Here is a 13554-nt window from a genome sequence, read left to right as displayed (position 1 = left end):
GAGGGTCGCCATGTTTCTTTCTGCCTTGGAACTTCGCAACATCATCGAAAGCAGTTTTTTACCTAAACGCTGCCAATGCACGCTGTCCCCAGAGTTGTTGATGACCGTCAAGGTGTATGCGGACGGTCAAACCGACGCGCTTGACCTGCACGTGACCGGGATCGATGCTTCGGCGCTTAATGGTTGTCGGGAAATCAACGAACTGATCGCCGAACTGCGCACCAAACAACAGTCCGTGGAAATCCCGCACAGAGTAAGCAGCGCTCTTTAGCCCACGGTTTCGAGTTCTACCGACAGGCGCCGGGTCTGAAGAAAGCCCAGGCCCAGCGCCAGCTCAACCAGGACCGCCAGCAATATGCCCGGCCCGGCGTGGCCATTGAGCCATTCACCGAAACCCAATGCGGCCAAACCGAAACAACCCACCATAAAACCGCTGCACAGCGCGCTGCGAGTCACCGACGGCGCCTCGTTTCGAACCCAATAGAAAATCAACCCCAGCGCCGCAAACACCACCGCGCTGCGCCGGGCGACAAGGCCTGTCGCCGTGGAATATTCAATTCCCCAGATCGCCAGCAACTCGTCCGGCATCAAGCCCCAGATCAACGCTAGCAATAGACACAAAGCGGCGGTGAACATCGACAACGTACGAAACGACAACTGCATGGCGAATCCTTGCGGCAGTGAGGGAGGCGCTAGAGCATAACGCCAGAACCCTCACAGTAAAACCGCCAGGTTTCGAATCAGACTGTTCCGTCAGTTTTGATAACTGCACGCGTCGGAAAGCTTCCTGTAGGTGATTTCTTCAGGCTTGCCGGACGTGTCGATGTACTTCATATCGGCGGTGATCACTTTGCATTCGTCGGTCGTCGGCTCTGTCAGGGCCACGACTTTGCCCACGTTCAGCGGCATGCCGTAGTGATAGGGCACGGCTTGGGAAGAGGGTGTGTCGTTGGCCTGGGCAAGCCCGGCAAACGCAGTGCAGGTGAGGGCGGTGGCAAAAATCAGGGTGCGAGTGTTCATGAGGCGATCTCCAGAGCGGGCGGAAAATCAGCTCGACATCAAGGCGTCGAACCTGCCGCACTGGGCATCAGAAGCGTCTGAGGGCGTGCGGTCGTGTTGAGTTTTTAACCACGGCGTTAAGCGATGGTTAACCCAGCTGAACGCCGCCTGTCGTGCGGGGTGTTTCTGTCGGATGTTTCGCCGGGTAATAAAGCGACGGCAGCTTCGGCTGGGTCCTACAAGCGTAGGTGACTTATCGACTTTCGCCTGCCGGGTGGGAGCGATTACTGTTTGGGCTCGCTGCAAAATCAGCGGTCGGGTTTGGTCACCTGATGCCATCTCACATATTTGTGCCATCATTCGCTCTGCGGACATCTATGTCCTGTAAGTGCGTTGCAATGGTGGCTGTGTGCTGGACGCCTTCGGGCGAGCCGATTTGATGGTTTCGGTTGACCAAGCCTGTACACAGCCGCCACCCACCGTTTGGTCACGGTGCTGGCGATTACTTATTAATCATCGAGTAATTTCAATGCCAACGTTTAAACCGTTTCCAGATCGTTATCGTTCACTCAAAAGCAACGTTACCGACTCAAGTCCTTTGGTAATCGACACCGAAGCCAACCCCCAAGACATTCTCGAAGCCGCGCTACAGCGAGTAAGAGCCTCCAGCCAGCTACTTGAAACGCTGCATTGCCAATGCTTCAAGCACGGTGATGTTCAAGACATTCCGCACATTACTCACGCGCTTTATCTGCTGACGCAGGATGGGTTTGACCTGTTAGCGGTTGCGCAGCAGCGGATGATGGGGTGGAAAGCGCCGGTCTGACGCTTGATCTGTAAAAAAAATCCAGCGTTTCTAGGCGCTGGATTTTTTCGTTTTGGATGGGAACTCAGTGATCACGCTTAAGCGTCATTGGCGCCAAGCCTCAATACTCGCAAGGTGGTTCGTGAAAGCTCTTCATTAAACTGTTGTCGCTCTTTCACTTCCAAGAGTCATAGGGCACACCAAACTTTTCGACGTAGGCTTTTGATTCATTGGAGAGTGACTCGTACTCACCGCCAGACTTACCTTCATACGGCCCACGTGGATCTATCACAGCTTTTACCGTAGTCACTTCGATCGGTGTCATGCACGGACCACCTACCCAGACTTTGGCAATCCCTCCGGGGACCAGCCTTATACCGATTGACTGACGGTAGCCAGTGATCCATTTTCCATCGGCCGCGCAGAAAGCCTTTTCACCCTTACGCATGATCTCCCGAGTAGCCTCAGGGATTTTAATCACCATCAGGTAGGTTTGCGGTTCGACCAGCGATTGCCAACGAACATAGATCTGTTTGGGCAAGTCGGCCCCTGTTACGTGCTTACCGCTGCCGATGGCAGCTCTTTTCGGCCAACCTCGCGAGTCGCCGGAATTGTTGGGAGGCGATTGCATTGACGCGATGCCACTCCCAGCACGCTGAAACACACGGTCCTGAATGTCGACGACATCGGCTGTTTCGATCCAGACCTCCATGTAGTCAGGAGCCGAGAATCCCAAGTACCAGGATTTGTAAGGCATTGACTGGCTGTTAGCAAATGTACAGCCACTGAGCAATAACGCGCAGAAGGTAGGTCGTAAATAACTAATCATTAGAGCGTCACGGCTCTGTCACTTCCAAGAATCATAGGGCACACCAAACTTTTCGACGTAGGCTTTGGATTGGTCGGATAGCTTGTCGTACTTACCGCCAGACTTACCTTCATATGGGCCGCGTGGATCAACTACGGCTTTTACCTTGGTCACTTCTATCGCTGGCAGACACGACCCCATCACCCATATTTTGGCCATCCCGCCGGGCGCCAAATTGATAACCAACGCGTTGCGGTAGTCTGTAATCCACTTACCATCAAATGCGCAAAAAGCCTTTTCTTCCTTGCGCATGATCGCCCTTGTCGACTCGGGTACGTTGATCACCATTTGGTAAGTTTGCGGTTCGACAAGAGACTGCCAGCGTACATAAATCTTTTTTGGTAAGTCCGCCCCAGTTACATTCTTACCTTTGCCGATTCCTGGCTTTTCGGGCCACCCTCTAGGGTCGCCAGTGTTGTTAAGAGGTGTCTGTATGGCAGCAGTGCCACTCATCGCTCGCGGATAAACCTGCTCTTTGATATCGACTACATCGGCCGACTCGATCCACACTTCCATGTAATTCGGCGCCGAAAAGCCCAAGCGCCAGGATTTGTAAGGCATTGCCTCGCTGTTGGCGAAAGTGCAACCACTGAGCAAATATGCGCAAACCGTTATTCGCAAGATACTATTCATCAGGCTGCTTTGGCTCTTTCACTTCCAAGAATCATAAGGCACGCCAAGTTTTTCGACATAGGCCTTGGAAACGGCGGAAAGGGGGCGGTAGTGACCTCCAGACTTACCTTCGTATGGGCCACGCGGATCAATCACGGCTTTTACCGTGGTCACCTCGATCGGCGTCATGCATGGACCGCCAACCCAGACTTTGGCAATACCTCCGGGGACCAGCCTTATACCGATTGACTGACGATAGCCAGTGATCCATTTCCCATCGGCAGCGCAGAAAACCTTTTCACCCTTAAGCATAATCTCCCGAGTAACCTCAGGGATTTTAATCACCATCAGGTAGGTTTGCGGTTCGACCTGCGACTGCCAGCGGACATAAATCTGCTTGGGCAAGTCGGCCCCTGTCACATGCTTACCGCTGCCGATGCTAGCTCTTTTCGGCCAACCTCGCGGATCGCCAGAATTGTTTGGCGGCTTTAACATGGAGGCAAGACCACTCATCGCACGTGGGTATACATGGTCCTGAATATCGACAACATCGGCGGTTTCGATCCAAACCTCCATGTAAGCGGGGGCCGAGAACCCCAAGTACCAGGATTTGTAAGGCATTGGCTCGCTGTTGGCGTATGTGCAACGACTGAGCAAAAATGCGCAAATCGTAGTTCGCAAGAAATTACTCATCAGGCTGCTTGGGCTCTGTCACTTCCAAGAATCATAGGGCACACCAAACTTTTCGACGTAGGCTTTGGATTGGTCGGATAGCTTGTCGTACTTGCCGCCAGAGTTACCTTCATAAGGTCCACGTGGGTCAATCTCGGCTTTTACCTTAGCCACTTCTATCGCTGGCAGGCACGATCCCATTACCCACACTTTAGCCATCCCTCCGGGTGCCAGATTTATTACCAATACCTCGCGGTAGCCTGTTATCCATTTTCCATCAGCAGCACAAAAGGCTTTTTCACCCTTGCGCATAAGTTCCCTGGTCGACTCGGGTATGTCGATAACCATTTTATAAGTTTGAGGTTCAACCAATGATTGCCATCGGACGTAGATTTTTTTAGGTAAGTCTGCTCCAGTTACATTCTTACCTTTGCCCGGCCCCGGCTTTTCCGGCCAGCCTCTAGGGTCGCCCGTGTTATTGGGAGGAGTCTGTATCGCAGCTATTCCACTCATGGCACGTCTGTATACTTGGCCTTCGACATCAATAACATCAGCTGTTTCGATCCAGACTTCCATGTAGTTAGGTGCTGAGAAACCCAAACGCCAGGCTTTGTAAGGTAGCGTTTCACTGTTGGCTAACGTGCATCCACTGAGCAGAAAGGCGGCGATAGCGACGCGTAAAAAGTTACTCATTTTGATGTGCCGTGCGTACAGAATTTACGTCTGGTCGATTGATGAAGACTATATTCAAGTCACTATTGTTTCGATTTTTAGCGGCGTTCCAGTTGTCAGATAAATGAACGTAACGCTGGAAGAGCAGTTCCTCTTCCTGTGAGGTCAGCCCTATTGTTTTGCTTTTCCCCTGAGCGTACGACAACAATTTTTCGGAGATGGGTATGAGCTCCGCAGGTAGCGCCAGTCTTGGGTTGCTCTCGGGGATTTGTCCAAAAGGCACTCCATTTTCAACGGCTAGTTCGCGCATGATCCGAAAGTAGATCAAGGACAGCTCACTGCGGACCTCTCGTTGACTGCTGACAGCGGCATAAACGTATTTCATATCTTTGCGGTTTTCTTTACCCGTGGTACGAAACGGCACCTCCCACGTGCGGATCTCCAATGGGAGGTTATATTGGGCCAATTGATCCTGTAGCCGCCTCAAGTCCTCTTGGGCAACCTTGTAACTGTTAGCTTCAACAAAAGATGTCCTTTCGTCTACCGGACTCCTACGCGGTTTGCTGAGCAGTATCCGCTCTCTCGCCTTGGGTAGATAGCCGCCACCGAGGTCCGAGTGCACGCCCGGCAAAATAATATCGGCAGCCCCAAGACTGTTTAACGCAAAATTGTAACGTCGCTCATTTCGAGCGACTAATTGGACGACTTTCTTTGCCGCGTCTGGTGCTAGATAGATATTGATCCCTGGGTTAAAAGCATTATTACCATTCCAGTCCCCTACCAGCGGGTTGGCAATGGCTGCAACTGTGTCGTAGACGCCGATGAAATTTATGGAGATGTCGGTATTTGGCTTCCATGCAAAGCTGTCCGATAACATTGGCGATCCCGCCGGCAGCGCTTTAGCGAGAATACTTTGGCTACCTTTTAGTATTTCATTAGCAAAGTCTCTTGCCGCCGCAGAGCCTCGACTGAATCCGAAAATGTCGAACTCAATGTTAGAAATACGCTTATCAGGATTGTTGTTTTTAAAGAGTCGGATCGCCTGAATAAATAGGTCTGGAGTCTCTTCTACCCGCGCCCGGACACCCTGTGCACCTATGCCTGTGCCTTGTGAAAAAGTGGAGTCCTCCTCGGTACTGCTGGTGCCGATCCCATCCACATAAATCGATAAACTCGCCCTTTCTGCATCAATAGGCAGCGCTTCATCCACTTGGTTCTGATAAAGGTCATACAGTCTGGCTACGTTACTGACATCATTGCCATAACTGTTGTCCGGGCTACTTCCTTTGCCGTCGTAGCCAAAAGAGGCGCAGTACTGACGGATGTCTGCGGCCGAATCTTGCAGGTTTACATCCGGAGCGAAGCAACCATAAACACGCTCGCTATTACTGCGGTTGTTCCCCGTACCATCAAAGAACACCCCAATCCGCAACGTAATATCTTCCAGCTCGACCTCTTCTTCCTCTTCCTCAAGTTCCTCTTCAGGATCATCCCCTGCAGCCGTTTTCACTGTCTTGGGCACGGAATCAGCAACAGCATTGAACTTGCCAACCGGCGGAGCACTCAGCACTTTCCCTGCCGCGGCAGCCGCAGCTGCGGCCGGTGTGATCGGCGCAAGAATCTGAATCCCGCTCCCCGCACCCGGCGCACCACCGGAGTTGGTCTTGACCTCAGCCCCGCTGATCGTCACACCCCCCGCATCGACCTTGACGAAACTCCCGCCAGCCGTGGCCGTCAGTTCCATCCCGCCCTCAACCACAACCTTTTCCCCGGCGTTGTAGTGAATCTCCTCACCGGCCTCGACAAACTGCGCCGTCCCGACCTTCACATGCTGGGTCACGGCGACGGTCAGGTGGTCATCGGCTCGCGCTTCGGTCTTGCGGTCGAGGTGGGTGATGCGGCGTTCTTCAACTTTGAACTCGCTGTAAACATTGGCTTCAACCGTGTCGTGCCGCTCGTTGCCGATGCGGATTTTCTGGTCGTGCTCGATGTTTTCGTCCCAGTCGCGCTGGGCGTGGAGGTAGATCTGTTCCGCGCCTTTTTTGTCTTCGATGCGAAATTCGTTGTAGCCCTTGCCGCCCGGTGAGCTGAGCGTTTTGAAGGTGCTGCGGGTTTTGTTCGCCGGCAGGTCGTAGGGGACAACGTTTTCCTTGTGGTACAGGCAGCCGGTCACCAGCGGTTGGTCGGGGTCGCCTTCGAAGAAGCTGACCAGCACTTCCATGCCGACGCGCGGGATGGCGATTCCGCCGTAGGCACTGCCGGCCCAACCGGTGGCGACGCGCAGCCAGCAGCTGGTTTTGTCGTTGGCCTGGCCGTCGCGGTCCCAGTGGAACTGGACTTTGACGCGACCGTATTCGTCGCAATGGATTTCTTCGCCCGGCGGGCCGGTGACGATGGCGGTCTGGCTGCCCAGGACTTTCGGTTTCGGGTGTTCGAGGGCAGGGCGGTAGTGCGCGTCCCAAGGCGTGGCGAGGAAGCGGTTGCGGTAGCCCTGATGGAAATCGTCTTTGTTGTGGGTGACGTCGCTGGTGATGTTCTCGCCCAGCACCTGCGGTTGTTTGCCTTCGTGGACGACTTCCAGCAGCAGCCAGAGGTCGTTCCACTCGGCGCGCGGGTGTTCGCTGAGGGCCATGAAGTGGCCGCTGACCAACGCGGGTTCGTCACCTTTGCCTTCAGCGAGTGAGTAGTCGCTGCGATGGCGTTCCAGGGCGCGGGTCGCCAGTTGCTTGCCGCGCTCGCGGGTGAGGAACAGGCCAGGGTAGTCGTAGTCTTCGAGGTCCGGGGCGAATGCGCTTTTGGCGGCGCCTTCGGGCAGGATGCGCGGCTTTTCGAAGTCGTAGTCGCGGCGGCTGACGCGGGTGGTCCGGGTTTCCAGACGCAGGTTGAAACGTTTGATCACCGGTTTCTCGGCGGCCATGCCAGAGTCTTGCTGGTAGGCCACGGGCGCCAGTTTGCGGAACACAGTCTGGTCATCGCCAAACACCAGTTTGTGGCCGCTGGCGCTGTGCTGGAAGTGGAAGTGAATGCCTTCTTCTTCGCACAGGCGCTGGATGAAATGCAGGTCCGACTCGTCGTACTGCACGCAGTAGTCGCGGTCGGGGTAGATCGCGCCGAGCTGGAAACTGTACGCGTCAGCCAGAATGCCGCGCGCTTCCAGCACCTGCGCGATGATCTTCGGCACGCTCAACTGCTGGAAGATTTGCTGGTCGTGGCTGTGGCGCAGGTACGCCAATTGCGGGCACAGGCTGATGCTGTAGCGGGTCAGTTTTTTACCCGAGTCGCCTTGCTCGATGCGATAGACCAGACCGTGAATGATGCCTTTGCCGGTCGCGCCGAAGGTCAGGCAGCCAGGCTTGTGCAGGATGTCTTCGAGTTTCAGGTCGGGGCGGGCGCTGACCAGTTCGATGTCGAAACAGAACGGTTGGTTGAGGGCTTCGCGACCGACGAAGCTGAGCACTTGCAGGTCGGCAGAAACGCCTTCCAGCGTGAGGGAAATATGGGTTGCGTTAGCGTCCAGCATGCCTTGAATTCCGTCCTTTGAATTAGCTGGGGCGGATGGTGCAGGATTAAACGGCCTCGTTCAAGGCGCAAATGGCGTAGGCGAGCGGCTCTCCAACCATCGGGAAAACCCTTAGTGGCACGGTTTGGACCAGTGAATCCGGGAGGTATTTCGTTATGTTTTACTAGGAATTCTGGTGTCACAGTCTTGAAGTAGCGACGAACCGAGAGGAGGCGGTGTGAGTGACACCGCCATCGCGGGCAAGCCCGCTCCCACATTGGGATTGTCGCCGACCACAAAAACTGTGCTCACCGCAAATCCCCTGTGGGAGCGGGCTTGCCCGCGATGCGGCCATCAGCTACGGCGAAGATCCAGTTGATGCCGATACGGCAAATCCGGCCCGGTCTTGCTGCACGTCAACGCCGCCGCCTGCACTGCAAACTTCAGCATCGCATCAATCTGCTCGCGCCCAAGCTGCTTCAAACCCTCAATCGAATCCAGCTGCTGCTCGGTCAACCAGGTAATCAACGCCGCCTGGAACGTATCACCAGCCCCCACCGTGTCAGCAATCTTCACGGTACTGGCCGGCACCGACCATTCGCCATGAACACGGCTAAACACCGTCGCACCTTCACCGCCCCGGGTCAGGAACACCAACTGACAGCGATGCTGCAACCAGCCTTCGATCACCCGTTGCGGATCTTCCTCGGGGTACAACAGACTCAAATCCTCGTCGCTGACTTTGATCAGGTCCGCATACTCAACCAGTGTCGCGACCCGCGAACGCCAGAGCTCGATGTTTGGTTCTGGATTGAGCCGCACGTTGGGATCAAGGCTGATCAGGCGTTGACCGCTTTCACGTTGCACCAGCGCCAGCAGCGTGTCGGCAATCGGCTGCACCACCAGCGAGAACGAACCGACATGCAAGCCGCGCACTTCAGGCCCCAGCACTGGCAGGTGTTCGAGTGTCAATTGCCGATCCGCGCAACCTTCACCGCGAAAGCTGTAGTGCGGCGAGCCATTGGCGCCGACGGCAACCATTGCCAGCGTGCTTGGCGCGGCGAAATCCACCAGGTAATCGGCGCGTACGCCTTCACCCTGCAGCACCTGCTGCAAGCGGCGGCCGAGGTAGTCGGTGGACAGCCCGGCAAACAACGCCGACTCCACACCCAAACGGCGCAAACCGACCGCCACGTTGAACGGCGAACCGCCGGCAATCGCCTTGAAATTCACTTTTGAAGCCAGGCCGCTGGCGTCCTCTTCACTGAAGAAATCGAACAGCGCTTCGCCACACACCAGGTACATAGTTACTCACTCTTTAAAGGGTTGCGACATGCTGTCGATAGCGTTCATAGGCCTGCTCAAAGGCCTGCACATTGGTGGCAATCGGCAAGGTTTCGCTGGCCAGATCAACCGTTACGCAGCGCTCGCACAGGTCGGCCAGGCTGTCCTCGTGCCCGTTTGCCCAGGATTTGCACCACGCCACCTGAATCGCCGCGCCAAGGGCGGCGGCTTCGCTTTGTTCGGTGCAGATGACAGGGGTGTTCATGATGTCGGCGACGATCTGTCGCCACACCGGACTCTTCGAGCCGCCGCCGATCAGGCAGATGCTGCGGCTTTGTAAGCCATTGTGCCGCAACAGGTCCAGCCCATAACGCAATCCGAAGGTCGTGCCTTCCACTACGGCACGGCACAGATTTGCCTGGGTCAGGTTAGTCATCGTCAAGCCCAGCAGGCTGCCGGTGGCGTGGGGCAGGGCGGGGACGCGTTCGCCGTTAAGGAATGGCAGCATGCACACGCCTTCGGCTCCGATGGGGGCCTGCGCGACCCAATTGTTGAACTGTTGGATATCCAGGTCGAACAACTCGCGAATAGCACCCGTCGCGTTGGTCAGGTTCATGGTGCAAATCAACGGCAACCAACCACCGCTGGATGAACAGAAGGTGGCGACCGAGGCGTCCGCGCTGACTTTGGGCTGATCGGTATAAGCGCACACCGTGCCCGATGAGCCGAGGCTCATGGTGATCGCGCCGGGCTTGATGTTGCCGGTGCCAATCGCGCCCATCATGTTGTCGCCGCCACCGCTTGAAACCAGCGCTTGCGGGTTGATGGCCAAGTGTTCGGCGATGCTCGGCAACAACGTGCCGACGGCCTGGTGGGCGTCGATCAACTCCGGCAATGCGGCTTGCAGGCGCCCGGTGGGATCAATGTCGCGCAGCAGTTGCAGATCCCACTGACGGGTGCGTACGTTGAAATAACCGGTGCCGGAGGCGTCGCCGTATTCACTGCAACTGCGGCCGGTGAGCCAGAAGTTGAGGAAGTCGTGGGGCAGCAGGATGCGGGCGATGCGGGCGAACACGTGCGGGTGTTGCTCCTTGGTCCAGAGCAGCTTTGACACGGTGTAACCGGGTGCGATGACGACGCCGAGGCGCTCAAGCGAACCCTTTTCACCACCGAGATGCGCCAGCAGGCGATCGTTTTCCGGAGTGGATTCGGTGTCGCACCAGAGTTTGGCCGGACGCAGCACCTGGCCTTGATCGTCGAGCAGGACCAGACCATGTTGCTGGCCGGAAACGCCGATGCCGAGGATGTCCTGGCCGTCGACATTGGCTTCGCGCAGCGCATTTCGGGTGGCCAGGGTGAAGGCATGCAGCCACTGGCGGGTGTCTTGCTCACGGCGACCGTTGGCGTCGCTGATCAGGCTGTGGGCGGCGGCACCCTGGCCCAGCACCTGGCCGCTGACCGAGTCGAGGACAATGGCTTTAGTGCCTTGGGTGCCGCAATCGATGCCGAGAAATAATTGTTGATTTGCCATGAATGTCCCCTACAGATCGTCAAGCCAACACCCGTTCCAACGTCCGCGTCACACCCACGTCGCGCAAGCTGTTGCAACACCACTCGAATGCCGCCACAAACTCGGCCGAATGCGGGATCGCCGTGCCAAAAATCTCCTCGACCGCGAGCAATCGTTGGGTGATCAACACATCATCCGCTACCAGTGCCTGACAGAACGCCGCCCGTGGATCAGGGATCGAGTAGGTATCGCCATTCTCATCCACACCCTTCAAATACAGGGCCCACGCCGCCACGACCAGCGCGGCCCGTTTGGTTTCGCGACCATCAGCAATCAAGCGGTTGATGGTCGGGAGGGTGAACTTGGGAAACTTCGACGAACCGTCCGAGCACACCCGCTCCAGTTGATCGGCAATGGCCTGGTTGGAGAAGCGCTGCACCAGCGTGTCTTTGTAGTCCGTCAGGTTAATCCCTGGCACGGGCGACAGCTGCGGGGTCACGTCCAGGTCCATGTAGGCGCGCATATAGCGCACGAACAGCGGGTCGTTCATGGTTTCGTGGACAAAACGGTAACCCTTGAGAAACCCCAGATAGGTCAGTGCCAGATGGCTGCCGTTGAGCAGTTTGATCTTCATCTCTTCATAAGGCGTGACGTCATCGGTGAACTGCACGCCGACCTTTTCCCACGCGGGGCGACCGTTGACGAACTTGTCTTCCAGCACCCATTGCACAAACGGTTCGCAGACCACCGGCCAGGCATCGTCGACCGCGTGTTTGTCGGCCAGTTGCAGACGATGTTCGGTGCTGGTCATCGGCGTAATGCGGTCGACCATGGCGTTGGGAAAGCTCACATTGCGCTCGATCCAGTCGCGCAGATCGGCGTCGCGCAACGCGGCGAAGGCCAGCAGAGCCTTGCGGGTGACCGCGCCGTTGTGGGGCAGGTTATCGCAGGACATCAGCGTGAACGCCGGCGTGCCGGCCGCTCGACGCTGGGCCAGCGCCGCACACAGGAAGCCGAAGACGGTCGTCGGCGAATCCGGGTGCGCCAGGTCGTGCTGGATCTGCGGCAGATCGGCCATGAACTCGCCGGTACTGTCGTCGATGCAATAGCCGCCCTCGGTGATGGTCAGCGAGACAATGCGGATGTCGGGGCTGGCGAGTTTATCGATCAGCGTTTGCGCACCGTCTTCAGCCAGCAGCATGTCGCGGATCGCACCGATGACCCGGACTTCGGTGTCATCGGTATCGCCCAGCTCAAACAGGGTGAACAGGTAGTCCTGCTCGTTGAGATCGTCCCGGGCGCGGCGGTCTTCGGCGCGCAGGCCGACCCCGCAAATGGCCCAGTCCAGCGCTTCGCCAGTATTCATCAGCGCGTCGGTGTAATACGCCTGATGCGCGCGGTGGAAACCACCCACGCCAATGTGCGCGATGCCTTGGCGCGTGTGGCTCAGTGCATAGGCGGGCAGACCCACCTCAGGCTTGAGGCGATGCAGATTCTGATTATTGAGTTTCATCACATAGTCTCGGGATCAGGCGGCGGCGCGCAGTGGGCGAGTGAGCGCCACGCCGTCGGCATCGAATAAATGGCAGTGTTCAGCGTCCAGGTGCAGGTTCAGGGTTTCGCCATAACGGCTGGCCAGGTCGCCACGCACGCGCAGGGTCAGGGCTTCACCGGACGTGGTCACGACGTGGCAGAAGGTGTCGCTGCCCAGGCGCTCGCTGACGTCGGCGGTGACCTGCAGCGTGCAGTCGCCGGTCTGCGCCAGTTCCAGATGTTCCGGACGAATGCCCAATGTCACAGCGCTGCCGACGCTGAGGGTCGCCGCGCTCAATGGCAGGCTGATGCGGGTTCCGGCGTCCAGCAGCACTTCGGTGTGCTGGCCCTCGATGCGGGTCACTTTGCCCTTGAGGAAGCCCATTTTCGGCGTGCCCAGGAACCCGGCGACAAACAGGTTGGCCGGCTGGTGATACAGGTCCAGCGGCGAGCCGACCTGTTCGATTTTGCCGCCATTGAGCACGACCACCTTGTCGGCCATGGTCATGGCCTCAACCTGGTCGTGGGTCACGTAAATCATCGTGGCTTGCAGTTCTTTGTGCAGGCGCAACAGTTCCAGGCGCATCTGCACCCGCAGGGCGGCGTCGAGGTTGGACAGCGGTTCGTCGAACAGGAATATTTTCGGGTTGCGCACAATCGCCCGGCCGATGGCCACGCGCTGACGCTGACCGCCAGACAGCTGTTTCGGCTTGCGTTCGAGCATCGGCCCCAGTTCCAGGATGCGCGCCGCTTCGCCGACTTTCTTCTCGACTTCCGCTTTTGGCACGCCGGCCAGATCGAGGGCGAACGACATGTTTTTGCGCACGCTCATGTGCGGGTACAGGGCGTAGGTCTGAAACACCATCGCCAGGTCACGCTTGGCCGGGCTGACTTCGGTGATGTCGCGTCCATCGAGCTCTATGGTTCCGCCGCTGACTTCTTCCAGGCCGGCGATCAGCCGCAGTAGCGTGGACTTGCCGCAACCCGACGGACCGACGAACACCACGAACTCCTTGTCGTTCACTTCCAGGTCGATGCCTTTAATGATGGAAAAGCCTTCGAAGCCTTTTTGCAGATTCTTGATTTTCAGGTTGGCCATG

Annotated in this window: 13 protein-coding genes; 2 read left to right on the top strand and 11 right to left on the bottom strand. The window is 57.1% G+C overall.

Translation table 11 applies throughout. The annotated features are described in order from the left end of the window. Positions 1-10: 10 nt before the first annotated feature. A complete protein-coding gene (locus C7534_RS21575) occupies positions 11-271 on the top strand; it encodes a DUF1652 domain-containing protein (protein ID WP_046033116.1) in 261 nt (86 codons plus the stop codon). Here C7534_RS21575 and C7534_RS21570 read toward each other — a convergent pair. Together C7534_RS21570 and C7534_RS21565 are read right to left on the bottom strand one after the other, a co-directional pair. After that, complete coding sequence (locus C7534_RS21570) at positions 268-663, bottom strand: hypothetical protein (RefSeq protein ID WP_046033117.1); 396 nt, start codon at positions 661-663, stop codon at positions 268-270. The genes C7534_RS21575 and C7534_RS21570 overlap by 4 nt on opposite strands. A gap of 90 nt (positions 664-753) precedes the next feature. Then, positions 754-1020 carry a DUF2790 domain-containing protein gene (locus C7534_RS21565; protein WP_109786974.1) on the bottom strand — a complete coding sequence of 89 codons (267 nt, stop codon included), beginning with the start codon at positions 1018-1020 and terminating at the stop codon, positions 754-756. Between the two features lie 508 nt (positions 1021-1528). On the opposite strand from C7534_RS21565, the gene C7534_RS21560 reads away from it, so the two are divergent. After that, a complete protein-coding gene (locus C7534_RS21560; RefSeq protein WP_109786973.1) occupies positions 1529-1825 on the top strand; it encodes a hypothetical protein in 297 nt (98 codons plus the stop codon). 154 nt (positions 1826-1979) lie between these two features. Here the strand turns inward: C7534_RS21560 and C7534_RS21555 are convergent, their stop codons facing one another. The 9 genes from C7534_RS21555 to C7534_RS21515 form a co-directional block, all read right to left on the bottom strand. Further along, positions 1980-2633 carry a DUF2931 family protein gene (locus C7534_RS21555; RefSeq protein ID WP_109786972.1) on the bottom strand — a complete coding sequence of 218 codons (654 nt, stop codon included), beginning with the start codon at positions 2631-2633 and terminating at the stop codon, positions 1980-1982. 18 nt (positions 2634-2651) lie between these two features. Beyond that, on the bottom strand, positions 2652-3305 hold the full coding sequence (locus tag C7534_RS21550; RefSeq protein WP_109786971.1) for a DUF2931 family protein: 654 nt from the start codon (positions 3303-3305) through the stop codon (positions 2652-2654). 18 nt (positions 3306-3323) lie between these two features. Then, positions 3324-3977: a DUF2931 family protein gene (locus C7534_RS21545; protein WP_109786970.1), complete on the bottom strand. Its 654-nt coding sequence runs from the start codon at positions 3975-3977 to the stop codon at positions 3324-3326. 18 nt (positions 3978-3995) lie between these two features. After that, on the bottom strand, positions 3996-4649 hold the full coding sequence (locus C7534_RS21540; RefSeq protein WP_109786969.1) for a DUF2931 family protein: 654 nt from the start codon (positions 4647-4649) through the stop codon (positions 3996-3998). Beyond that, a complete protein-coding gene (gene tssI, locus C7534_RS21535) occupies positions 4642-8148 on the bottom strand; it encodes a type VI secretion system tip protein TssI/VgrG (RefSeq protein ID WP_109786968.1) in 3507 nt (1168 codons plus the stop codon). The genes C7534_RS21540 and tssI overlap by 8 nt, the downstream gene beginning before the upstream one ends. A 333-nt stretch (positions 8149-8481) precedes the next feature. Next, positions 8482-9432 carry a carbohydrate kinase family protein gene (locus tag C7534_RS21530; RefSeq protein WP_109786967.1) on the bottom strand — a complete coding sequence of 317 codons (951 nt, stop codon included), beginning with the start codon at positions 9430-9432 and terminating at the stop codon, positions 8482-8484. A 13-nt stretch (positions 9433-9445) separates the two neighbouring features. Further along, positions 9446-10942 (bottom strand): xylulokinase, encoded by a 1497-nt coding sequence (xylB, locus tag C7534_RS21525; RefSeq protein ID WP_109786966.1) that lies wholly within the window; start codon positions 10940-10942, stop codon positions 9446-9448. Positions 10943-10961: 19 nt separating this feature from the next. Further along, positions 10962-12434: a mannitol dehydrogenase family protein gene (locus C7534_RS21520; protein ID WP_109786965.1), complete on the bottom strand. Its 1473-nt coding sequence runs from the start codon at positions 12432-12434 to the stop codon at positions 10962-10964. Between the two features lie 15 nt (positions 12435-12449). Beyond that, on the bottom strand, positions 12450-13553 hold the full coding sequence (locus C7534_RS21515; RefSeq protein ID WP_109786964.1) for an ABC transporter ATP-binding protein: 1104 nt from the start codon (positions 13551-13553) through the stop codon (positions 12450-12452). Position 13554: the final 1 nt, after the last annotated feature.

Origin of the sequence: Pseudomonas sp. OV226 (assembly GCF_003148705.1) — a bacterium.
Lineage (GTDB): Bacteria > Pseudomonadota > Gammaproteobacteria > Pseudomonadales > Pseudomonadaceae > Aquipseudomonas.
This window is presented reverse-complemented; position numbering and strand designations above follow the sequence as displayed.